The 21,994-nt window shown below is 53.9% G+C and carries 20 protein-coding genes, 1 tRNA gene and 1 pseudogene; 8 read left to right on the top strand and 14 right to left on the bottom strand.

All coding sequences use genetic code 11. The annotated features are described in order from the left end of the window. Positions 1-14: 14 nt before the first annotated feature. Positions 15-347 carry a hypothetical protein gene (locus SPI6313_RS16275; RefSeq protein ID WP_072621942.1) on the bottom strand — a complete coding sequence of 111 codons (333 nt, stop codon included), beginning with the start codon at positions 345-347 and terminating at the stop codon, positions 15-17. Between the two features lie 392 nt (positions 348-739). Here SPI6313_RS16275 and SPI6313_RS16270 point away from each other — a divergent pair, with 392 nt between their 5' ends. Next, the gene (locus tag SPI6313_RS16270; protein ID WP_072621941.1) at positions 740-4,303 is read left to right on the top strand and encodes a tetratricopeptide repeat protein; all 3,564 of its coding nucleotides are present in this window, start codon (positions 740-742) and stop codon (positions 4,301-4,303) included. A 579-nt stretch (positions 4,304-4,882) separates the two neighbouring features. On the opposite strand, the gene SPI6313_RS24070 is transcribed toward SPI6313_RS16270, so the two are convergent. Beyond that, positions 4,883-5,767 carry a transposase gene (locus SPI6313_RS24070; RefSeq protein ID WP_217650635.1) on the bottom strand — a complete coding sequence of 295 codons (885 nt, stop codon included), beginning with the start codon at positions 5,765-5,767 and terminating at the stop codon, positions 4,883-4,885. Between the two features lie 14 nt (positions 5,768-5,781). After that, positions 5,782-7,233, bottom strand: a complete 1,452-nt coding sequence (gene tnpC, locus SPI6313_RS16260) for an IS66 family transposase (protein WP_072621940.1) — start codon at positions 7,231-7,233, stop codon at positions 5,782-5,784. Positions 7,234-7,453: 220 nt separating this feature from the next. Here tnpC and SPI6313_RS16255 point away from each other — a divergent pair, with 220 nt between their 5' ends. From SPI6313_RS16255 to SPI6313_RS16240, 4 genes are all read left to right on the top strand, one after another. Next, entirely contained in the window at positions 7,454-7,675 is a 222-nt protein-coding gene (locus SPI6313_RS16255; protein ID WP_072621939.1) for a hypothetical protein, read from the top strand. Between the two features lie 131 nt (positions 7,676-7,806). After that, positions 7,807-7,880, top strand: a tRNA-Asp gene (locus tag SPI6313_RS16250). Between the two features lie 122 nt (positions 7,881-8,002). Then, complete coding sequence (hypF, locus tag SPI6313_RS16245) at positions 8,003-10,276, top strand: carbamoyltransferase HypF (RefSeq protein ID WP_245788829.1); 2,274 nt, start codon at positions 8,003-8,005, stop codon at positions 10,274-10,276. Positions 10,277-10,329: 53 nt separating this feature from the next. After that, complete coding sequence (locus tag SPI6313_RS16240; RefSeq protein ID WP_072621937.1) at positions 10,330-10,572, top strand: HypC/HybG/HupF family hydrogenase formation chaperone; 243 nt, start codon at positions 10,330-10,332, stop codon at positions 10,570-10,572. Between the two features lie 322 nt (positions 10,573-10,894). On the opposite strand, the gene SPI6313_RS16235 is transcribed toward SPI6313_RS16240, so the two are convergent. Next, positions 10,895-12,193 carry an NAD(P)/FAD-dependent oxidoreductase gene (locus SPI6313_RS16235; protein WP_072621936.1) on the bottom strand — a complete coding sequence of 433 codons (1,299 nt, stop codon included), beginning with the start codon at positions 12,191-12,193 and terminating at the stop codon, positions 10,895-10,897. An 86-nt stretch (positions 12,194-12,279) separates the two neighbouring features. Between SPI6313_RS16235 and SPI6313_RS16230 the strand changes: the two genes are divergently transcribed. Further along, complete coding sequence (locus SPI6313_RS16230) at positions 12,280-12,687, top strand: DUF302 domain-containing protein (RefSeq protein ID WP_072621935.1); 408 nt, start codon at positions 12,280-12,282, stop codon at positions 12,685-12,687. A gap of 86 nt (positions 12,688-12,773) precedes the next feature. Continuing rightward, positions 12,774-13,760: a bile acid:sodium symporter gene (locus SPI6313_RS16225; protein WP_072621934.1), complete on the top strand. Its 987-nt coding sequence runs from the start codon at positions 12,774-12,776 to the stop codon at positions 13,758-13,760. Positions 13,761-13,822: 62 nt separating this feature from the next. On the opposite strand, the gene SPI6313_RS16220 is transcribed toward SPI6313_RS16225, so the two are convergent. The 10 genes from SPI6313_RS16220 to SPI6313_RS16175 all read right to left on the bottom strand — a co-directional run bounded on the left by SPI6313_RS16220 (position 13,823) and on the right by SPI6313_RS16175 (position 21,681). Next, positions 13,823-14,548, bottom strand: a complete 726-nt coding sequence (locus SPI6313_RS16220) for a hypothetical protein (RefSeq protein WP_072621933.1) — start codon at positions 14,546-14,548, stop codon at positions 13,823-13,825. A gap of 41 nt (positions 14,549-14,589) precedes the next feature. Next, positions 14,590-15,252, bottom strand: coding sequence for a Na(+)/H(+) antiporter subunit B (locus tag SPI6313_RS16215; RefSeq protein ID WP_072621932.1), 663 nt, complete (start codon positions 15,250-15,252; stop codon positions 14,590-14,592). Then, complete coding sequence (locus SPI6313_RS16210) at positions 15,249-15,833, bottom strand: DUF4040 domain-containing protein (RefSeq protein ID WP_072621931.1); 585 nt, start codon at positions 15,831-15,833, stop codon at positions 15,249-15,251. Before SPI6313_RS16210 ends, SPI6313_RS16215 begins: the two co-directional genes overlap by 4 nt. After that, positions 15,823-16,104, bottom strand: coding sequence for a monovalent cation/H(+) antiporter subunit G (locus SPI6313_RS16205; protein WP_072621930.1), 282 nt, complete (start codon positions 16,102-16,104; stop codon positions 15,823-15,825). The genes SPI6313_RS16210 and SPI6313_RS16205 overlap by 11 nt, the downstream gene beginning before the upstream one ends. Before the next feature lie 19 nt (positions 16,105-16,123). Next, positions 16,124-16,375, bottom strand: a complete 252-nt coding sequence (locus tag SPI6313_RS16200; protein WP_072621929.1) for a hypothetical protein — start codon at positions 16,373-16,375, stop codon at positions 16,124-16,126. Beyond that, positions 16,372-16,752, bottom strand: a complete 381-nt coding sequence (locus SPI6313_RS16195; RefSeq protein ID WP_072621928.1) for a Na+/H+ antiporter subunit E — start codon at positions 16,750-16,752, stop codon at positions 16,372-16,374. The genes SPI6313_RS16200 and SPI6313_RS16195 overlap by 4 nt, the downstream gene beginning before the upstream one ends. Next, positions 16,752-18,179, bottom strand: a complete 1,428-nt coding sequence (locus SPI6313_RS16190; RefSeq protein ID WP_072621927.1) for a cation:proton antiporter — start codon at positions 18,177-18,179, stop codon at positions 16,752-16,754. Before SPI6313_RS16190 ends, SPI6313_RS16195 begins: the two co-directional genes overlap by 1 nt. Then, entirely contained in the window at positions 18,176-18,514 is a 339-nt protein-coding gene (locus tag SPI6313_RS16185) for an NADH-quinone oxidoreductase subunit K (protein WP_072621926.1), read from the bottom strand. The genes SPI6313_RS16190 and SPI6313_RS16185 overlap by 4 nt, the downstream gene beginning before the upstream one ends. Before the next feature lie 229 nt (positions 18,515-18,743). Continuing rightward, positions 18,744-20,171, bottom strand: coding sequence for a cation:proton antiporter (locus SPI6313_RS16180; protein WP_072621925.1), 1,428 nt, complete (start codon positions 20,169-20,171; stop codon positions 18,744-18,746). A 139-nt stretch (positions 20,172-20,310) separates the two neighbouring features. Then, positions 20,311-21,681 (bottom strand): two-partner secretion domain-containing protein, encoded by a 1,371-nt coding sequence (locus SPI6313_RS16175; RefSeq protein WP_281248452.1) that lies wholly within the window; start codon positions 21,679-21,681, stop codon positions 20,311-20,313. A gap of 158 nt (positions 21,682-21,839) precedes the next feature. Here SPI6313_RS16175 and SPI6313_RS23025 point away from each other — a divergent pair. After that, positions 21,840-21,959, top strand: a pseudogene (locus SPI6313_RS23025) (IS1/IS1595 family N-terminal zinc-binding domain-containing protein); the annotation flags it as partial. Between the last annotated feature and the right edge of the window lie 35 nt (positions 21,960-21,994).

Genomic DNA, 21,994 nt, shown 5'->3' with positions numbered 1-21,994 from the left:
GAAGCTTTCTGAATTTAAAAGCGTCGATCTCGGCTTAGATCAAGAATGCACTTTTCAAGACACCATTGAGGACTTTGATCAGGATATTTGCGTAAGCATTGCTTGAAGAGTCGTTTAGAAACCTCCTGAGAATGAGTTAGCGTTGTTAACGCTTTTAAATCGATTTTAGAGTTGGTTGATTTTGGAATTGACAGAAATGCAAAATCGATACCTTTGCGATGAGCTTTGCGGCTATGTTTGGCTCTTTTTTTTGTTTTTTGGGGCTGAGTGATCGCTTTCAAATAAAAAGCAAAAATACCAATAATCAGCAATAAAAAAATCGACAAAATAGCCAACAAAAGAATCATACAATTGACCCAATTTGGATAATGATGCTCAATAATATCATAAAAGCTGAGTAGGGTGGGTATTGCCAGCCCTTTCAACTAGTACAAAAATTTTATACTAAAACAACGAAAGAATAAGGGTTTCAGACGTTTGCAATTTCAAAAAATTGGAACATTTTTGAAACTCAATGTAATCTTTTGGCTTGATCATGGACTATTCAAAACAGCAGATGCTGAAAGCCGTATTCTATCGTTCCATTTTCTAATAGTTCATCTGTACTAATTGAAAGGACTGGGTGGGTATTGCCCACTGAGCAAGGGTTTCAGGGCTTGGAGAGGGGGTGAGCATTGCCCACCCTAACACCATTAATCCTCAGTATCATAAAAGCAGGATTGAGTTGGGCTAGGGCGTGATGTCATTACTGCGGTTGACGGTGTTTAGTGGGTTAGTGTTGGTGGGCGCGTCCTGTGCGGGTTTACCGTCGCTTTTAGGGGCTTTGGGGTCGGGGGGTAGTGGTGTCGCGGGGGGTGTGGCGGCGAATGCGTTGGGGGATTGGCTTGATGGTCGCAAAAAAGGTGATCTGAGTAATCATGATTTAACGAAGGCGGTGGGGAGTGCGATCGCCCGCTCTGTTTCGGATTTTGCCCTAAAGCACGTTGATGAAAAAGCACTCAAAAAATTAGCCAAAGATTTACCGGAAATGTGGCCGTCGTTTGCCGAGCCGATTATCCCAGGCCAGACATTAATCCAAGGCATTCAAGAAGATCAACTCACGGCATGGCTAACTGACCCCGAATCTCAGCGGGCTGTTTTGGATCTGTCGGAATGGAAAACGGCGATCGCTCACTATTTTTGTCCTGCGGTTGAAATTGAACTCAGCCCGCAGACCGTGACGGATTTGGCGGCGCATTTGCAAGATACCTTTGCGTTTGCGTTGCGGGAGGTGTTGAAGGCGGATTTTGAAACCGGGGGGAAGGCGTTTGCAGGAATGACGCTTTCGCTGTTGGGGGAAATTTTGCGGACGGTGCAGGGGTTGCAGGTGGCGGGAACTGGGGAAATTTCGCCGGATGTGGTGAATCAAATTCAGGCGCGATATGAGGCCCTGCAACGGGATCAGGTGGCGGAATTACAGAAAATCGCGGCACAGATTGGGCACGATCTCAAAAACGATCTAGACGAACTTAAACACGGTCAAGGAGAGATTAAAGAAGAAATCCGAGCATTAAAGGAGAGCATCCAACCCCAAGCCAAATCGCGATCTACTATCGGATCGCGCCCCCATTTTCGCCATTTCCAAGGACGGAAACGAGAACAGGAAAAACTCAACGCTTGGCTGACGGATGAAAATACGAAGCTCTCCGGGATTATTGCGATGGCAGGCATGGGGAAATCAACGCTGGCGGTGAAATTGTTTGAGGAGCGGGATGATTTTGCGGGGAAAGGGTGGTTTGATTTGGGGCTTGCGCCCAAGTTTGAGACGGTGGCGCGATCGCTCTTACAGTGGGGCGAGATTCCCCGCGATACCTTGGAGCGGATGCAGTTTGAGGCGTTGTGTGATGAGGCGATCGCGCTGTTGCAAAATGAGCGGTTTTTGGTGGTGTTGGATAATTTTGAATCGGTGCTGAATCAGGGGGAATACATCACGTTTTTGCAGCGATGGGTGAATGGGGGGCGACGCAGTGAGGTGTTGCTCACGTCCCAGCAGGAGCCGGAGCTTGATCAAGTTTGTCCGGCGTGGTGTGTGTTGCCGGGTTTGGAGCTGGAGGAGGGGGCGCGGTTGTTGGCTTTGTTGGGGATTGGGGAGCGGGAGCCGGGTAAGTTGGCGGCGTTTTCGCGGTTGGTGGATGGGCATCCGTTGACGCTGACGCTCGCGGCGGGCTTGCTGAATAGTCAGGGGTCGTGGCAGCGGCAAAAGTCAATTGAGGAGTTGAAGGCTCCGGAGTTTGGGGGGGTGCTGTCGCAGTTGGAGGGGCAGCATCGGAATCAACGGGTGCAGTTAAAAACGGTATTGGCGGCGAATTTTGGGCGGTTGTCGGCACGGGAGCGGGAGGTGTTGACGCGGTTGGCGGTGTTGCGCGGGGCGTTTGGGGTGGATGTGGTGGCGGTGGAAGAGTCGGGGCTGTTTTGGGGGTTGGTGAATCGTGGTCTTTTGACGGAGCAGGCGAATGGGGGGGTGACGGTGTTGCCGTTTGTGCGATCGTATCTCTTGGCACAGGTGACGGATCGCGCTCCGTTGCATCGTTGGGCGATCGCCTATTACGACGCTCGGAAAAAGCCCTATCCCTGGGACATTTTCGAGGAGCGCGATCGCGAATTAGCCGAAGTTCAGGATTATCTAGAGTTGTTTCATCATCACTGTGAGCTTGGGGAACATGAGCAGGCTTTTGATGTGATTGATCACGGTGCAAGCCAACGAGAATCGGTCAATGATTTTCTTGATTTGCGAGGATTTCAACAGGAACGGATCGCGCTTTATGAACCATTGATCGAGGTGTGGCGCGATCGCACCCACTGGCGTTATGGAGCTTCGCTTACCTGTTTGGGGATTGCCCACCATTCCTTGGGAGACTATAAAAAGGCCATCGACTACCATAAACAATCTTTAGCGATCGCACGGCAAATCAAGGATAAACAGGGTGAAGCAGCTTCCTTAGGCAATTTGGGAGTTGCCCACCAATCTTTGGGAGAGGTTGAAAAAGCTATTGACTACGACCAACAATGTTTACTAATCACACGGCAAATCAAGGATAAACGAAGCGAAGCAGCTTCTTTGGGTAGCTTAGGTGATGCCTACCAATCTTTGGGAGAAGTTGAAAAAGCCATTAACTACCATGAACAATCCTTAGTGATCACACGGCAAATCAAGGATAAACGAGGCGAAGCGAATTCTTTAGGCAATTTGGGTAATGCCTACCAATCTTTGGGAGAGGTCAAAAAAGCCATTGACTACCACGAACAATGTTTAGCAATCGCACAACAAATCAAGGATAAACAAGGCGAAGTGAATTCTTTGGGTAGTTTGGGACTTGCCTACAAATCTTTGGGAGAGGTCAAAAAAGCCATTGGCTACTACGAACAATGTTTAGCAATCACACGGCAAATCAAGGATAAACGAGGCGAAGCAGCTTCTTTGGGCAATGTGGGCAATGCCTATGATTCCTTGGGAGAGGTTGAAAAAGCAATTAACTACCACGAACAATCCTTAGTGATCGCACAACAAATCAAGGATAAACGAGGCGAAGCGAATTCTTTAGGCAATTTGGGTAATGCCTACCAATCTTTGGGAGAGGTTAAAAAAGCCATTGACTACCACGAACAACACTTAGTAATCGCACAACAAATCAAGGATAAACGAGGCGAAGCGAATTCTTTAGGCAATTTGGGCAATGCCTACTATTCCTTGGGAGAGGTTAAAAAAGCCATTGACTACTACGAACAATCCTTAGTAATCGCACGGCAAATCAAGGATAAAAAAGGCGAAGCGAATTCCTTCGGTGGTTTGGGTAATACCTATTATTCCTTGAGAGACATTGAAAAAGCCATTGGCTACTACGAACAACAGTTAATGATCGCACGGCAAATCAAGGATAAAAAGGGCGAAGCGAATTCCTTGGGCAATTTGGGCAATGCCTACAATTCCTTAGGAGAGGTCAAAAAAGCTATTGACTACTACGAACAATCCTTAGTGATCGAACGACAAATCAAGGATAAACGGGGCGAAGCAATTTCACTTCAAAATTTAGCTGCTTGCTATCAGAACTATCAGAAAGTAGGACGAATTGAAGAAGGTTATGCGGCTGCGGTTGCTGCGCAACAAGTCTATCAAGACCTCGATCTTCCCCTCAACGCTCCCCTCTATCCCCAATGGCTCAAACGCCTGATCACCTTTGCCCAAAAAGGCACAGTCCAATTCATTCTCCTCTGTGTTCTCGGTTTAATCGCCGTAAGTATTCAGGTCATGAGAATTTGGCTGTAAACATTGCTCAGTATGAGTTTCAGCTATTTCGGGCTATTTTGTTATTCTCAATAAACAAGGCTGTAACCCCTAGTCTTGCGTACTTATTGAGAATGAACTGTTAGTTTAGAACTCACCTCGATTTTGAAAGCCTTGCTGTGACTGCGTTTCAAGTACCTGAATCCTTACTAATCGCCTTCCCCTTCGCCCTCATCTGGCTCGCCCTCCTCTCCCTCTGGCGCATCCTCCGCCGTCCCCGAAAACCTAACAATTAACCCAATCCATGCTTAATCTCAAATAGTCACATCCATGCCCAAGAAAATCCGAGAACCTGATTGACGGACAAAAGATTCAGTCAGGGGAGTAAGAAAAAGAGCAAAACTGGAATTCAAGGCGATAAGAGCGTTGCCGATGCTGAGGACGAGAAGCCATAGCCGGTTCAGGGTCAGAATTAGAAAAGAAAGCAACAAGCCGAATCAAGCGCCAGCCCTCAAGGAGAGCAGTACGAATCCACTCAAGACCGATACGAAAATAGCTATTGCCGCGAAACCAATGGGGGTCAACCCAGCGACGCTTGCCCGATTGGACAACCTCAAGACCCTAAGCTGAGACATAGAGAGTCGCCAGAGCCAGAATGAAGCAGAGACGGGAAAGAACACAAACTGAGCGAAGTTGGGAAGATTGGAGGTGCCAACCCCCAGACTGGTCATCGAGAAACGCCTCCTCGATATCAAACCGGAGACCATACTCAGCAAAAGTCTGGAGGTGGGTCGGTTCATCACTGACAACCGCCCAAAACTCGCCATTGACATTGTTGCGACCGAAAATGACATGAACCGGACCATACCATTCACCTTTGTGAAGTTTGACGTTGTGCCAGCAGAGGGCTTCACCGGGTTTGAGATGAAACGCTTTTGGTTGGCTCCAGCCCTTGGCAGAGTGCCAAAGCCAGGTATTGCTTTTGATGCGGATGCGATAATGCCAGCCGAAGGTGCGCACCAGCGTCATAGTCTCCGTCTGCACAAAGCCCCGGTCAGCCAGCAGCACCACCTTCACCCCTTGCGGTAGGAGTCGAGCGACATCTTGGAGCAGTTCTCGGTAGGTGTTGGCGGCAACCGAGGCACTGGGATGAGCCAACACACGCCAGCCTAGGGGTAAAGCACGACCGCGATGCACCACAGCCACCCGAATCAGACAATACTCATCCCAAAATAGTGAGGTGTCTAAGCTCAGGTACATCACCTCATCCTGCCAATCGGCTAAGGCGGCTTTGATGATGGGTTTGTAGAGTCGATGAATATTGATGCGGCTATTGCCCAGCCAGCGTCGGACTCGCCGCTGTTTACTTTGGGCAAACAATCCTCGACAGGGCAGATACGGCAGCCATTTCGTGAGGTTGACTGCTCCGGTTTGGATGACGGCGATGACCATCCAGATGCAGGTAGTCAGGTGGCTCAGATGCGCCCAGGGGATGTCTTGACCCAACCAGGTGTAAGGATTCAGGTAGCAGGGATGAGGGAAGGCATGGAGACTTGCTCAGGAGAAGCCGTCGCCATCAAAGCTTGTTTCAAGAAACTCAACACCGAACGCCCTTGAGTCCGACAAGTCTGAATCACACTCAGTAACCTTGCCGTCTGGGCAAAACCTACCATCGAACGCGAGCCACCACAAACCTTACGCTTGGTTACAGCCAACCGCAACGAGCGTTCCGCACGATTATTATCCGGGGGAATTTCTGGATGGGACAGGAAATACCACCACTGATTTGCCTTATCGCGTAGAGAGCGCAATAACAAGCCCGCCTCATGCCCAGCCAGGGGGAGCCAATGCTCCACAGCCGCCTTCACCTCATAGATAAAGCCCGCCGCCCATTGATGATAGGCAGCCCCATCCTCGGTTTCACGCCACTGACGATGCTGCTCAAAGGCTGTGTCAATCAAATCCAGGAATGCCTTCGCCAACTCTGGATTTTTTCCATGCCTGAGCTTGCAGACTTTCTTGAAGTGCCGCCTCAGATGAGCCAAGCACTTCTGCTGGGCTTTCACCTCATAACCGTTGTACACACTGAAGTCATCAGAGACGAGTACACCATCAAAGCTTCGACCTAATAGGGTCTCTAATTCCGCCCTTGAACGAGTATCAGCGGCGTGGAAGAGGCAAAAACCCACCCCGCACACTACCCACATCCACTCTTTCACTCCCTTGACTAGCCATGGTGTTTCATCCACTTGGGCATAGTCTTGGTGTTTCACCCAGTTTCCCAGTTCCTCTACTGTCGGCTTAACGCTTTGGGATGCCCTTTCATTGGTCGCTTGTAATGTCCCTACTCCCACGGTGATATTCCCCAGTTCCTCTAGGAATTCCTGCTGCTGTTCATAGCTCATGTGAGCGTAGTTCCCCAACCACACCAACAGGGATTGCAGTCCGGCTCCTAAGCTTTGACCTCCCAGCACTGGCGGCGGTAACTCTCCCCATGTTTCCTGTCCACATCGGCTACAACAGCAGCACTGCTGCTCATACTCCACTACTTCTATGGCGGGTTGGATTAACTCGGCTACTTCATGGCGGCGCGTTTTTCGGGGGACTAGGCTCAACTCTTGGCTCCCACAGTACCCACACACTTGCGCTCGCACCATTTCGTAGCGGTCTATTCTGCCAAACCCTTTGCGAGTTTTTCCCTGATGACCGGGTTGCCCACCGGGTTTACGCTTTCCTTGGCTTGGTGGCTCTTTTTCTGGGGGTTGGTGTTCTGAGCGTTTGTGGATGTCGCTTGATGGGGGTTTCGATGAACTCTCGCTATCGCTGTTGGCGTTGTTCTTGAGCCGCTCTATTTCCCAGACTAGTTGCTGAATAATCTCTTGTTGCCGCAACACCAGTTCCACCAGCACCTCTGATGATGCTTGTCTCAGTTGCTCTCGTTCGACGGCTGGGGGAATCTCGATGGGCTTCATTGTGCTAACCTAGCTGTTTTTTCTGATTTGTCAACCCCCCCCACCTGAATCCTTACAGTTATGCAAAGAAATATCACTATCACTGTCCCTGTTCGTCATCTTTGCCCGTGGCAAATTGTAATTAATGATACAGTTGAGGCTAATGTTACCGGTCGTGATGACGGTTTAGGCTTGCGATCGCGTTCCGAGTTGATTCCTGCCGTTGTGATAGGTGCTCGCTATGACATTCCCCCTCTTGCCCCTCGTTTTGTTGCTGGTTGCCTTGGGTAATATTTGGTTGCATCGGCGGATTACCCACGATGTCTATCAGGTGTTGACGGCGGTTTGTGCTGCCGTTTGTTTGATCTGGGGGTTTGCGATCGCCCACTGGTCGATCCATTTACTCTGTTTGGTGTTGCTCTATCGGTGTTCTGATCGGATCTTCAAAACCCGATCGATCTGAACCCAGTCCAGAATTCCCCATGGCAACCCCCCCATCCTTGCGATCGCACTGCATCCCCTCCAGCGAAAAAACTCAAAAAAAAGGGTTGACAGGCTCAAAAATATCGCGTTATAGTAGAGTTCGCTTAGCAAGGGACTGTAGTTCAATTGGTTAGAGCACTGCCCTGTCACGGCAGAAGTTGCGGGTTCGAGCCCCGTCAGTCCCGTCCCTAACGAAAGCCCCCAGCACCCTGCTGGGGGTTTTCTTGTGCCAAAGGTCAGACCGTGGAACACGAGGGCGATGATCCTCGTTATCCTCAAAGATAGCAGCATTGCAGGAGGTCAGCCTGTGGATAGACAACGACAACGGTTAACCATTACAGGCGTAGTGCAGGGGGTGGGGTTTCGACCCTGTGTGTATCGCGTCGCCCAGGAACTCGGCTTAACGGGCTGGGTGCAAAATTCATCCCAAGGCGTAGACATTGAAATTGAAGGCGATCGCCCCCATCTCGATCAATTTCCCATCCACCTCACTGCCGCCCTTCCCCCCCATGCCACCATCCATAGCCTAGAAGCGACCCCTCTCCCCCCCCAAGGCGACCCCCAGTTTGAGATCCGCCCCAGCACCACCACTGGCCCAAAAACAACCCTGGTTTTACCCGACTTGGCCACCTGTTCCGCCTGTGTCGCTGACCTCCTCGACCCCCAAAATCGGCGCTACCACTACCCCTTCACCAACTGCACCCACTGCGGCCCCCGCTACACAATCATCAATGCCCTCCCCTACGATCGCCCCAACACCACCATGGCCCGGTTCAAACTCTGCCCGGCCTGTCAGCAGGAATATGATGATCCGGGCGATCGCCGTTTCCATGCCCAGCCCAACGCCTGCCCCATCTGTGGCCCCACCGTGGCACTCTGGGATCGATCAGGGCATCCTGTGGCCCAAGGGTCGGCGGCAATTGCGGCGGTTGTTGCCAAAATTGCGGAGGGTCAAATTATCGCTGTGAAAGGGCTAGGGGGGTTTCATCTCCTCGCTGCGGCGGAGCAAGCCAGCACCGTGGCAAAACTCCGGCAACGCAAGCAACGCCCCGATAAACCCTTTGCCCTGATGTATCCCTTGGGGGAACGCCTTGGGCAGGATTGTGATGTTTCCCGCCAAGAATGGGCCTTGTTACAGTCCCCCCAAGCCCCGATTGTGATTCTGTCGCGCCGTTCCGAGGCAGCGATCGCGCCCAACGTTGCCCCCCACAACCCCACCCTAGGTGTGATGTTGCCCTATACCCCATTGCACCATCTCATTTTGGCCCAGTACCAACATCCCGTTGTGGCCACGAGTGGCAACCGCGCTGATGAGCCGATCTGCACCGATGAACAGTCAGCCTTGGAGCGATTGGCGGGCATTGCGGATCTGTTTTTGGTGCATAATCGGCCCATTGTGCGGCCCGTGGATGATTCGATCGTGCGGGTGATGGCCGGACAGGTGGTGATGGTGCGGCGATCGCGTGGCTATGCCCCCTTACCCGTTGCCCCGTTGCCCCAAGGGATGCCCCCCACCTTAGCCGTGGGTGCGCATCAAAAAAACACGATCGCCCTCACCGTCAATCGTCAGATTATCCTCAGCCAACATCTTGGCGACCTGAGTAATGCGGAGGCATTAGATGCCTTTGAACAGACGATTACCAGCCTCCAATCTCTCTATGGGACAACACCGGAACGGATTGTCTGCGATCGCCATCCGGACTATCTTTCCAGCCAATACGCCATCCAGCGCAACCTCCCCCTGCAACGGGTGCAACACCACCACGCCCATGTTTTAGCCGCTATTGCCACCGCGCAACTGTGGGATCGTCCCGTGCTAGGGGTGGCGTGGGATGGCACGGGTTACGGGGAGGATGGCACGATTTGGGGCGGGGAACTGTTGCGGGTCGATGGGGCAGGGTGGCAACGTTGGGGGCATTGGTTGCCGTTTCCGTTGCCGGGGGGCGATGTCGCCGCCCGTGAACCGCGCCGCAGTGCGTTGGGGTTGCTATGGGCATTGTGGCAAGAGGCTTGCCCGCCTTGTCCTGGGTTTACTCCCTCCACCCAGACGCTTTTGCTTCAGGGGGTGCGCCAGGGGGTGAATGCGCCGCTGACATCGAGTGTGGGGCGGTTGTTTGATGGGGTGGCGGCATTGTTGGGGCTGTGCGATCGCGCTACCTTTGAGGGGCAAGGGGCGATGGTGCTGGAGTTTGCCGCCCACCGGGGTGAAACGAGCGATCGCTACCCGTGGGGACGTTTAACCCTGGACTCTGGGGCGATGGGGTTTGATTGGCGGCCGTTGATTGCTGCGATGTGGCGCGATCGCGGTGCAGGGCAAGGGGTGGAGCGCATGGCGGCAAAATTTCACAATACTTTAATTGACGTAATCGTCACCAGTGCGGCAGAACTAGGGATTAGAGATGTGGTGTTAACCGGGGGCTGTTTTCAGAATCGGTATCTCGTCGAAGGGGCGATCGCCCAACTCCAGCACCGAGGGTTTCGCCCCCACATCCCCCACCAACTCCCCCCCCATGATGGCAGCATCGCCGTGGGTCAACTAGTGGCGGCCTACCTGGCGCTGGACGGCTCAACAACCGCCTGATTCTCTGCCCTAACCTCTCAATTTCGTCCATCCACCCTTACCCATAACCGCTTATGTGTCTCGCAATTCCCGGCCAAGTAATCAGCATGACGGGTGATGATCCGCTGCTACGTCTGGGCAAAATTAGTTTTGGAGGCGTGGTCAAAGAGGTCAGCCTCGCCTATGTTCCAGAGGTGGAAGTGGGGCAATATGTCCTAGTTCACGTTGGCTTTGCCCTCAGCATCATCGACGAAGCCGAAGCCCAAGAAACCCTCGACTATCTCCAACACCTCACCCCGAATGTTGCCGTCCCTTGATCCCCCCTCTCAGTCCGGTCAACGAGCTAGAAGCTCCCACTACAGCGGATTCCAGACAGGGTAGTGTGAGCCTCTGGCTCACTGATAATTATCCGGTCAACGAGCTAGAAGCTCGCACTACAGCGGATTCCAGACAGGGTAGTGTGAGCCTCTGACTCACTGATAATTATCCGGTCAACGAGCTAGAAGCTCCCACTACAGCAGATTCCAGACAGGGTAGTGTGAGCCTCTGACTCACTGATAATCAGTACCAGACTCGTGCAATCAGTGCCAGACTTGCAACTGGGGCGATCGCATGACCGGCACGATCGCCCCAGTGGGCTCACACCTGACTCGCTTGGGGAGAGTTGGGGAGCGATCGCGTCAACTCCACCCCAAACAACGTCTTGAGCCCCAACCGCTCAAACCACGGCACACCCAAACCCCATTCCATTTTCTTGATGAAATAGGCCTCAAACGCTGCTTTCGTCCAATTCACCCAGGGCCCCTGCATCGCCACAGAAAAGCGGCGATCCTGCGGGTTCGGATGACCCAGCACCGGCACTGCCATATAGGCGATCCCCGTATCGCCAAACTCAGCAAAACAGAGGGCTTCTAGGGTGGGCGTGCTCGGTGGTGCGTTTAATTCCCCCAGTTCCACGGCGATATTGTGGGCCACCGCCAAGCCCATGGCCTCCGTCATTTCGCCACTTTTCGGCAGGCCAATAGGGACAGGGGTTTGATCCGGTTGTTTGAGTTCCACCGCCACCCCCAGCGCATAGATATTCGAGAAGGTGCGATGGCGACCGTCGGCATGGGTCGAGATAAAACCCTTGGCGTTGCCCAGGTAGGGGGTGTTACGGATGAAGGACGCGCCCAGGAATGAGGGCAGAATCATGGAGTAGGCAAAGGGGAAACTCTGGCCGTCGGCGGTGTGGATGGTGTTGGGTTCGATGCGGGTGATTTCGGCATTGGTGATCGAGTGGATACCGCGTTTTTTCATCAATGCAGCGGTGAGCCGCTCGGCATTTTTGATCCCCGATACACCCAAATGACCCACGTAGGGTTCCGGGGTGATGTAGGTGATCGGGGCGCGATCGCGTAGACCCCGGCGGCGCAGTTCCCAATCCGCCATCAACATAAATTCATAGGCCGGGCCAAAACAGCCCGCCCCCGGCGCAGCCCCCACCACCAGCGGCCCCGGATTCTCTAAAAATTCTCGCCATGCCGTCCTCGCCGCCACAGCATGATCCGGCGTACAAACCGAATGGGTATAGCCACCGTGGGGACCAAGACCCGGAATGGCGGCGAGATTGAGGGAGGCCCCAGTGGCGATCGCTAAATAGTCATAGTTCAACGTCTCCCCATTGGCAAAGGTCATCCGCTGCTGCGTCGGGTCAAGTGCCACCACCCCACTCTGCACCAGTTCCAAGCGATGCCGCTGGGCCAACCTCTTCAAATCCAACTGCACATGCTCCAGCGGGTTTAAATCTAACGCCACCCGAATCAACCCCGGAATAAACGTAAAATTTGGTTCCTGCGACACCAACACCACCCGATGTCCCGCCGATAAATAATGCCGCAACTCATAGGCCGTCGGTAAACCGCCTAGTCCTGCCCCGATCACAACGACTGTAGCCATAATTATTTTTATTGATTAATTACTTAACTGAATAGTAATATGGTAGCATTAGCATGTCAGAAATAAAACGTTACAGACCAAACGCCATGTATCACTTCAGCAAAATTGTTCCCCTCAGCTTTGACGATGCCAGCGCCGCCGTCACCGAGTCCCTGAAAGAAGCCGGGATGGGCGTGCTCACCGAAATTAATGTCCAAGGGGCATTGAAGAAAAAATTAGACGTGAATTTCCGTCGTTACCAAATCCTCGGTGCGTGCCATCCCGGCATTGCCCATCGGATGCTCGAAACCGACGACAAAGCCGGTGTGCTCTATCCCTGCAATGTCGTGGTTCAAGAACATGACGATGGCCGAGTCGAAGTCTCCGCCATTGATCCCCTCATGATGTTCCTGATGGTTCACAGCCCCGCCGCCAAAGAAATTGCCCTCGAAGCCAGCACCATGATGCGCGACGTGATCGATCGCCTCCCCGTCGCCGAACCCGTCCCGGCTTAACATGGCTGCCCTCATCCCCTGCCCTTCTCCCAGCGGGAGAAGGGTGCTAGAAACCTTTATTTATTAAATGAACGAAATTCCGTATGATGTGGAAATTTTTTGAATCTTTACAAAAAAATTTAGTGTGGTCAATTCCCGCCGTGATGGTTTTAGGGCTAATTTTCGGTAGTGTGACTGACCCGATGTTTCTGCGAGCAACGATTATTCCCCTCACCTTTTTGATGGTTTATCCAATGATGATTAACCTGCAAGTGGCGAAGGTGTTCATGGGCGGAAATATACGGCTGCAATTGGTGACTCAACTGATTAATTTTGCGATTATTCCCTTTTTGGCGTTTGGCTTAGGTAAACTCTTTTTTGCGGATCAGCCGTTGGTGGCTTTGGGATTGTTGTTAACGTCGCTGTTGCCCACCAGTGGCATGACGATTTCTTGGACAGGATTTGCGAAAGGAAATCTCAATGCAGCGGTGCAAATGACGGTAATTGGACTGATTATCGGCTCGTTGGCTACTCCATTTTATGCGAAGTGGCTGATGGGAACGGTGGTCGAAATTCCGTTAGCTGATGTGTTTAAGCAGATTGTGACGATTGTCTTTTTGCCGATGCTGTTAGGGGTGGTGACGCGGGTGGCGATTATCCGGGCATGGGGTGAAAAACGCTATCAAAAAGACCTCAAGAAAAAATTCCCGGTGTTTTCTAGTGTTGGAGTTTTGGGCATTGTGTTTGTGGCGTTGGCGTTGAAGGCGACGGCGATTGTGAATAATCCGGCGGCGTTGGTGGGGTATTTTGTGCCTTTGGCGATTATTTATGGGGTGAATTTTACCCTGAGTACAATGGTGGGCAAAATGTTCTTTGATCGCGGCGATGCGATCGCCCTCGTCTACGGTACGGTGATGCGGAATCTATCCATTGCCCTAGCGATCGCGATTACCGTTTTTGGCCCGGAAGATGGTTCCGAAATTGCCCTAATTATCGCCATGGGCTACATCATTCAAGTCCAAGCCGCCGCTTGGTATGTGAAGTTTACCAATACGTTGTTTGGGTCGCCCGCCCCCGAACCGGAGACCATTTAATCGGTTGTATCGGCCCTCATTCCCTACCCTTCTCCCGTCGGGAGAAGGGTATTGGGTGGGGTTCAGGACGGGGCGATCGCTGCTTCAATAATCGCGGCAGCATGGGCGGGGCTGGGGTTGTGTTTGTAGCGTTTCAGGAGGGGAATGAGGCGATCTCGCTCCGGCAGGGGATGGCCGAGGGCGATCGTGTTGGCGATCGCTGTGCCCCAAAACAGGCCTTGGGTGAGGGTGGTTAGATTGGCAGGGCGGCGCTGGGTGCTGGCACTGCTGAAATCGAGAAGAACCGGCGTAGAGCCTTGGACGCGGACATGGTCGGTGACGCAGCGCAAATTACCATGATCAAGCCCGGCTTGATCGAGGCGGTGGGCTTGGTGGAGGAGGGTTTCTAGGAGCGGTGCGATCGCCCCCGGCTGTGCTCGCATCCAGGCAGGTAAAGACGAGCCATCCAGATACGCCATCACCAGACAATCCGCACTCGCCGCCCAAAGACGCGGGCCAATCCCCACCCGATTCGCTGCCGCCAAATGGGTCGCTTCGGCACTGAGATCCTCTTTGGGGGCATCCCTGCGCCGAATTTTCACCGCCACCCGCTGCCCCTGCCACTCCCCCAAAATCACCACGCCACAATACCCCAGCCCAATCACCCGCTGCGCCCCGATCTGCTTTGTCCCGTGGTCGTAGAGTCGGGTGATCCCTAGGGCGTGCAGTTGGGCGGCGATCGCATCTCCATCACCACGGGGATAGGCGATCGCGCCTCGCCACGGTGACGCAGGGTGCATAAAATCCATTGTTGGATCGATCCTCGGTTGTGCCAGCGTCTCGTTCGCTGCTACAACAGCCCCCGATAGCGGATGAAGATCAGAATCACCGCCCAGGAACCGAGGGCGACTTTAATGGCAACGAGGATATTCAACAGCGGCAACGTCCCCCCGCTGAGGAGAGCGCCAAATTCGCCGTGGGTGACATTCCAGCCCAAGAGGGTGGCGATCGCAATCAAAATAAATGCCAGCACCGCCAGTTTTTCCAACGTCGCCGCCCGCCACCGTTTATAAAGGGCCTCCATCGCATCGGATGACGAGGTAATCGTGACGAGGCCGATCGCGGTTCCCCCGGCCACTCCGGCGGCAAAACCTCCCCCTGGGCTGAGGTGGCCGCGAATCGCCAACTCTAAACTCACCAGGGCGGCGATCGTCGCGCCGAGGCGGGCGAGGAGGACGGAGGGTTGGTCGGTGAATTGGTGGATGGTGGGGTAGGGTTGTTCGTTCGCGAGGAGGTATTTTGCACCCATGATCGCGATCGTGAAGACAATTACTTCAAAAATGGTGTCGTAGAGACGGTTCCGGAAAATAATGCCCGATACCACATTGGGGATGCCGCTTTCTTGGGCAACGGCGGTGACAATGTCCGCCGGATCAACCGAGAGCATGGGATTCGGCAGGATCAGCATTTTGATATAAAGAGCAATTCCGGCGACAATGTAGACCCATTTCATGATGATTTGGCGGGGGTATCGGTGGACGAAGGGGGGATCAGGTGGGTTAAGGGGGGGGTTTGGTGGGGGAGTTCGGTGCTGAGGAGGTCGTGGAGCGATCGCAGTCGAATCGTCAACTCATAGGGGGGTTGATCCGGCTGGGGAGAGGGCGATCGCAGACAGAGGCCATGGAGTTCTTTCACCGTCAAGGCTGCGTCTAAATCAGCACGGGTTTCGTAGGACAGCACTTTTAAACGGAGATAGCGTGTACTGAGCATCGCCCGGATTTGGTCATAAATCGCCTCAAACTTTTCCGGATCAGCCTCCACCTCAGCCGTGAGCACACCCACGCGCATCACCAAGGACGATCGCACCGCCACCGCATAGAGCGTAATCGCCAACAATGTCCCCACGAGAGCTTCAGTGAGGGCCACATCCGCCGCCCCCAATACCGAATACACCAGGGCCGCCACCGCCCCTAAAATCCCTCGAATCACCAGGGCATTGTAGGGATTCACCTGCACCGTGAGCATGATCGCCGACAGGGGCAAAAGCGCCACAATCACCAGCAGATAGAGATCCTCCGGTAGGTTAGTGATCATCGCTGTCCTCCCGACTGACACAATAGGCCATCACATAACTCAGCATCGTATTCCACAACGCCAAAGACAACAGCGCCAAAATCAGTAAGGGCCATTCGCGGGGAATTTTCAACAACAACCCAAACACAATACTCATCGAGCCGAGGGTATCGGATACCGATAGGGGATGCAATTTGAACAACACGGAGCGATCGCCCAACAGCGGCAATGTTCCCCACAGCCAAAACACCACCCCAATCCCAATGCAGAGATAGCTTAATCCAGTTACCATGGGCTGTTTCCTCCGGCGATCATTGCAGCGTAATCCGTTTGATCAGGTGGGCTAGGAGCATAAACCCCGCATTGCCCACACTGAGAATAATCACCCCCACCACCCCAATCATCCAATCATCCCGCAGCACGGAAATGCAGAGGATCATAATCGAAGTTTTGGAGGCAACGCTGGCAAAGGCTAGCATTTTTTGCCAGATATCATCATCCTGCCACGCTTCGTACAGAGGGATGAGGAGGATCAGGGTCATAGCGATAAGAAGGAGGTTCATGGGGTTTTGCGATCGCTCACACGATGGACTTCATATTGACCAGCTTGGTGGTATTTCAAGACAACGGTTTTTGGGGTGAATGTGATTAAAAAGATATCAAGAAAGATGAGCCGAGGGGAGCGATTCGGACGCACCCGATCCATCGTGATCGATTCATGGCGATGGGGCGAGAGGATCATCTGGCAGGCTTCCCAATAGGCTTGGGGGAGTGCCACCACGGTTTCCCAGGCAATGATCAGCCATTCCCGCATTGGTTCGTGGGCGGTGAAGCAGCGCGGCAACAATAGCGACACCACAAGGCCGATCAAAATATTCGCCACGCTTAGATCGGCGGTGAGTAAAAACCAAATTCCCAGTCGTAAAAGTAGATTAACCATTATGCCAACGCCATCCAAAATAACAGCACTAACATCAAACTCATCGCCCCGATCAGATGTTCAAACTGTTCGGCGGCGCGGGGGAGTTTCACCGTCACCCGTTGAATGATGCCAAGGTAGATCAGCCAACCGATGGCGATCGTGATCAGAGCCTTACCCAGGTTTGCCAAGGTGTAGGCTTCAAGATAGAACCCATTACCGGCCACCAGTCCCCCCAGGAGAAGAAGCTGGGCGGCGAGGAAGCTGGGTTTGAGGGGTTGCCAGGGGCCACGGGGTAAAAAGAGGAATTTGGCGAAGGAAATGGCGGTTCCCACGGCGGCGATGTTCATCAGCCAGGTTTGCCAGGGGAGGAGATGTTTCACCGTCCACACTTTGGCCCCGAAGCCGATCAGGCCGGGAAATCCGGCAATGGAGAGGCTAGCGATCGCTAAAATCAGCCACAGGGAAAAATTAATCGGGGTCTGTTTTAAGTCCTTAAAACTGCGGCTGGGCAGTGTTCCCGCCGAGAGAAAGAGGGACGATTTCACCAAGCCATGGCTGAGGGCATAGAAGCCGCCCACCGCTGGCGCAGCGAGAACAAACCCCAATTGTGAAATGGTGTGAAAGGCGAGCATTCGTTTCGTGTCTTTTTCAAAGACGGCGCAGATCACCCCCAGCAACGCCGTCCCTACCCCGAATAGTCCCACGATCATCCCAATGTCGTCTTGAATTAAGCCGCACCGCATCAGGGGCAACACGCTAGCCTTCACCACCGCCCCGGACAGCATCGCCGAAACTGGGGTGTCTGATTCGGAATGGGTGAGGGGGAGCCAGAGGCCCGAGACGAAAATTCCCCCCTTAGCCAGCAGGCCGAGGAAGATTAACGCTAGGGCTTCTGGGGGCGAATCCACCAGGCCATCGAATTGGAAGGATTGATGGGTTTGGTAGACCAGAATGGTGCCAATCAGGTAGAACAGCATGGCGATGTTGCTGATCAGCAGGTAGCGCAGCCCCACCCAGATGGCGCGATCGCTTCTCGGATAGGCAATCAGCAAAAATGATGCAATGCCGGTCACCTCTAGGGACACATACAGGCTCATGAAGTCGGTACAGATGAACGCGGCGTTCAAACTGCCGTGGAGCATCAACAGTTGGGCATAGAAAAACGAGGTGCGATCGCTCTGCCAACAGTAGAACACCACCGCCAAGGTCACCACTGCATTGGTGAGGATGAAATAGCCCCCCAAGGCATCCACTTGCAGCGTCACCCCGGCACTATCGAGGAGTTGAAGGCTCAGGGGCGATCGCATCCCTAACGCCTGGGCCCCAAACCCCACCGACACCAACCCCGCCACCACCGCCAAGAGGCGATCCAAGCGAGGCAGCAGCATGATCACAAAGCCCGCTATAAAGGGGCAGAGCACCCATAGCATCGTTGCTGCGATCATGATGGTGTGTTGCTAATTTCAATCTCGCGGCTGTCCAACAGGGGGTTATCGCGGGCCAACTTCATCACCCCCACCAACATCAACGCCTGAATGGAAAAGCCAATCACGATCGCCGTTAAAATCACCGCCTGGGGCACAGGGTCCGCATAGTTGCCCGACTCCGCGCTGCCCACAATCGGCGTAAACAGACCATTGCGAGCTGCGACGAGCACATAATAGGCGATCACCCCCGTGCTCATCACGTCCATCGCGATGATCTTCATCATGAAATTTTTTTTAAGGATAATACCGAAAAAACCACATAGAATTGTGGCAAAAATACAGGCTTCTAACACAGGACACCCACCGAAAGACTGAAGCTAGGCTAAATCATTTCGGCTAGAATACACCAGATTGCGACCTCCTAAGACTGAATTGATCCAGATGTCGCAATTTGCAATATTCCCAATCAGCGTGAGGCGGGGATTTCAATCCCCGACGGGGTGGAATCGCTGCTGGGGTTATGGATCAGCAGTAACCCACCGATTAACGTGTGTCACGATACGAGGTGCATGAGCGGGATAATCACGCCAGCGCCATCCAGAATAACAGGACTAACATCAAACTCATCACCCCGATTAAATGCTCGAACTGTTCGGCCACGTTGGGCAACTTGAACGTTAGCCGCTGGGCGATGGTGAAGTAGAGGAGCCACCCGATCGCGATCGTGATCAGGGCTTTACCCAGATTCGCCAGGGTATAGGCCTTGAGATAGAACCCATTGCCCGCCACCAGCCCCCCCAGGAGGAGAAGTTGGGCGGCGAGGTAGTTGGGTTTGGGGGGTTGCCACGGCCCACGGGGTAAAAAGAGGAATTTGGCAAACACAACGGCGGTTCCCGTGGCGGCGATGGTCATCAAGAGGCCTTGCCACGGCAGAAGTTGTTTGGTCGTCCACACCTTAGCGCCAAACCCGATCACGCCGGGAAAGCCGGAAATGGAGAGACCGGCGATCGCTAAGGGTAACCAGAGGGATAGAGCCAGGGGAGTCTGTTGGAGCACCTTAAAGTCACGACTGGGGAGCGAGCCAGAGGAGAGGAACAGCGATGATTTTGCCATGCCATGGCTGAGGGCATAAAAGCCCCCCATTTCCGGGGCGACCAAGATAAACCCCACCTGGGAGAGGGTCGAAAGGGCTAGCATTCGTTTCGCATCGCGTTCAAACATGGCAAACCCCACCCCCAGGAGGGCGGTTCCAATGCCCAGGGTTGCCACGATCGCGCCAATTTCGGCTTGGATCAAGCTGCACCGCAGCAGCGGTAACAAACTGGCTTTCACCACCACCCCCGACAACATGGCCGAGACGGGGGTGTCTGATTCGGAATGGGTGAGGGGGAGCCAGAGGCCCGAGACGAAAATTCCCCCCTTGGCCAGCAGGCCAAGGAAGATCAACGCTAGGGCTTCCGGGGGCGAATCCACCAGGCCGGCGAATTGGAATGATTGGTGGGTTTGATACACCAACACCGCGCCGACGAGGTAGAACAGCATGGCAACGTTGCTGATGAAGAGGTAACGCAGCCCCACCCAGAGGGTGCGATCGCTCCTTGGATAGGCAATGAGTAAAAACGCGGCGATGCCGGTCACTTCTAGGGCGACATAGAGGCTCATGAAGTCGGCACAGATGAACGCGGCGTTTAAACTGCCGTGGAGCATCAACAGTTGGGCATAGAAAAACGAGGTGCGATCGCTCTGCCAACAGTAGAACAGCACCGCCAACGTCACCACCGCATTGGTGAGGATGAAATAGCCCCCCAAGGTATCGATTTGGAGGGTGACCCCGGCGCTATCGAGGAGTTGAAAAATGAGGGGCGATCGCATCCCTAACGCCTGGGCCCCAAACCCCACCGACACCAACCCCGCCACCACCGCCAAGAGGCGATCCAAGCGAGGCAGCAGCATGATCACAAAGCCCGCTACAAAGGGACAGAGCACCCAGAGAATAGTTTCTAACATCATGACGTGTTGCTAATCTCGATCATGCCACTCTCTGGCTGGAAGATCGTACCGAAAAATCCACATAACACTGTGGCAAACAAACAGACTTCTAACACAGGACAATCACCAAACTATTTGAAGTTGAGCTTGATTATTTCGGCTAGGATATACCAAATTGTGACCGCCCCAAGGCTAAACGGGTCAAGGCTTCGCAATTTGCAATATTCACAATGGGGGGCTTAACTCTCACCGAGAAAGTGTTAGCCCCTTGGGTAACCAGAGGTATTGAGGGCACACGCTTCGAGCTTGAAGTGGCCAAGGGTGCGATCGCCCTTACCCTATCCCCTACCACTCCCAAGGCCGTGAAGCAGCTATAGAGCAAAATATCCCCATCGGGGGCGAGGCCAGCGGCCCAGGTTTGCAAGGGTTGTTGATAGTCCGCCACATTCGCCGCGCTGACAAAATCACGACCGAGCCAAAAATTCCCGACCTGGCCATCGGCGAAAATTTGTACGGAGTCTACGGTTTGACCTGCCGCCGCCAGGGTCGAGAGGCGATCGCCCACCACGGTCACACCGGCTTGGTCTGGGGTGATCACCGTGGCGATCGTGCCGGGGGCGGTGTTGTAGAGGAGGGGGTGATAATCTGCGATCGCGCTGTCAATCAAGAGGTAAGAAAGGGACGCATCCGGATCGGTCGCGAAGCGTGTCACGGTGGGGGCCGACAGTGAGCCATCTCCGGTGCGAATCAAACCCGGATCGCTGGGGGACACTCGCCCCGCTGCGAGAAGATCCACCGTTTGGCCGTAAATGGGGCCAGCGATCGCCACATCGCCCCGCTGCACTCCCTCAGCCGTCACACCGTCCCAGGTCAGCAGACGCGGCAGATCGAGCGGCGTGATTCCCGATGCGATCGCCCCTTGCTCCACCTCCAAACTCAGCAACATTCCCGGCTGCGACAGATTCACCAAACTCGTCCCCGGCACAGCCGCCAACACCACCCGACCCTGGGGCGCGGACAATTGCCCCGTATTAACCACCGTTCCCCCCACCAAGCCCAAATCACCACCCACCGCCAAAGTCCCCGCGTTGAGAATCCCCCCCGGCTCCGCGTTCACAAAGGCAAATTGGCGCGGACTCCCCACCAACTCGGCGTAATCGTTCTGCCCCGTCGCCTCAAACCATCCCCCTCCAATCCCAATCCGATCCGCCGTCGTCGCGAAAAAATCCCCACCAATATCCAGGCTTGCCCCCGCCCCAAAGACAATCCCCGCCGGATTCATCAGGTATAGATTCGCTTGGGGATTCATCACTTGGAGCACCCCTTGGATGATCGATGGATTTCCCCCCACCACTCGCCCCAAAATATTCGTCACGCCGGGCTGACTGAGAAATTGCCCCACTTCTCCGGCTTTTAATCCAAACTGTTCAAAAGAATGGAAAAGATTAGACCCCGCTGATGTCCCCCCTTGGATGCGGTAGAGGTGATCATCCTGCTGGATCTCTGTTCCCGTCCGGTCGGGAGCCGCGATGATGGATTGGGCTAAACCGGGAGTGGCTGTCCTGCCAGCGATGAGAGTGACAGTAGTTAACCCCAGAACACGGTACAGAAAGGGTATGGCAGTCGGTAGTGCGTCAAAATGATGTGGGTTTGGTAAAGTAGAGGAATCGTTACCACTGCACTAAAACTATGGAATGTCGGCTCTGCGGTCATCCCAAAACCCACAAACACGGCAAAATGCCCAATGGTCATCAACGCTACTTCTGCCCTCACTGCCAGCAAACCTTTGCCGAGAGTTTTGACACCCTCTACTAACCCAAGTTGCTAGTTAGGGAAGGAAGCAG

Source organism: Spirulina major PCC 6313, assembly GCF_001890765.1.
GTDB lineage: Bacteria > Cyanobacteriota > Cyanobacteriia > Cyanobacteriales > Spirulinaceae > Spirulina > Spirulina major.
The sequence above is the reverse complement of the archived record's forward strand: the minus strand, read 5'-3'. Positions and strand labels throughout refer to the sequence as shown.

Coding starts and splice junctions, on each gene's coding strand:
- SPI6313_RS16195 (WP_072621928.1), bottom strand. CDS start 16,752: ATGGTTAATCTACTTTTACGACTGGGAATTTGGTTTTTACTCACCGCC.
- SPI6313_RS16200 (WP_072621929.1), bottom strand. CDS start 16,375: ATGAACCTCCTTCTTATCGCTATGACCCTGATCCTCCTCATCCCTCTG.
- SPI6313_RS16240 (WP_072621937.1), top strand. CDS start 10,330: ATGTGTCTCGCAATTCCCGGCCAAGTAATCAGCATGACGGGTGATGAT.
- tnpC (WP_072621940.1), bottom strand. CDS start 7,233: ATGAAGCCCATCGAGATTCCCCCAGCCGTCGAACGAGAGCAACTGAGA.
- SPI6313_RS16275 (WP_072621942.1), bottom strand. CDS start 347: ATGATTCTTTTGTTGGCTATTTTGTCGATTTTTTTATTGCTGATTATT.
- SPI6313_RS16215 (WP_072621932.1), bottom strand. CDS start 15,252: ATGAAATGGGTCTACATTGTCGCCGGAATTGCTCTTTATATCAAAATG.
- SPI6313_RS16210 (WP_072621931.1), bottom strand. CDS start 15,833: ATGATCACTAACCTACCGGAGGATCTCTATCTGCTGGTGATTGTGGCG.
- SPI6313_RS16220 (WP_072621933.1), bottom strand. CDS start 14,548: ATGGATTTTATGCACCCTGCGTCACCGTGGCGAGGCGCGATCGCCTAT.
- SPI6313_RS16205 (WP_072621930.1), bottom strand. CDS start 16,104: ATGGTAACTGGATTAAGCTATCTCTGCATTGGGATTGGGGTGGTGTTT.
- SPI6313_RS16270 (WP_072621941.1), top strand. CDS start 740: ATGTCATTACTGCGGTTGACGGTGTTTAGTGGGTTAGTGTTGGTGGGC.
- SPI6313_RS16230 (WP_072621935.1), top strand. CDS start 12,280: ATGTATCACTTCAGCAAAATTGTTCCCCTCAGCTTTGACGATGCCAGC.
- SPI6313_RS16235 (WP_072621936.1), bottom strand. CDS start 12,193: ATGGCTACAGTCGTTGTGATCGGGGCAGGACTAGGCGGTTTACCGACG.
- SPI6313_RS16190 (WP_072621927.1), bottom strand. CDS start 18,179: ATGATCGCAGCAACGATGCTATGGGTGCTCTGCCCCTTTATAGCGGGC.
- SPI6313_RS16255 (WP_072621939.1), top strand. CDS start 7,454: ATGACATTCCCCCTCTTGCCCCTCGTTTTGTTGCTGGTTGCCTTGGGT.
- SPI6313_RS16180 (WP_072621925.1), bottom strand. CDS start 20,171: ATGATGTTAGAAACTATTCTCTGGGTGCTCTGTCCCTTTGTAGCGGGC.
- SPI6313_RS16225 (WP_072621934.1), top strand. CDS start 12,774: ATGTGGAAATTTTTTGAATCTTTACAAAAAAATTTAGTGTGGTCAATT.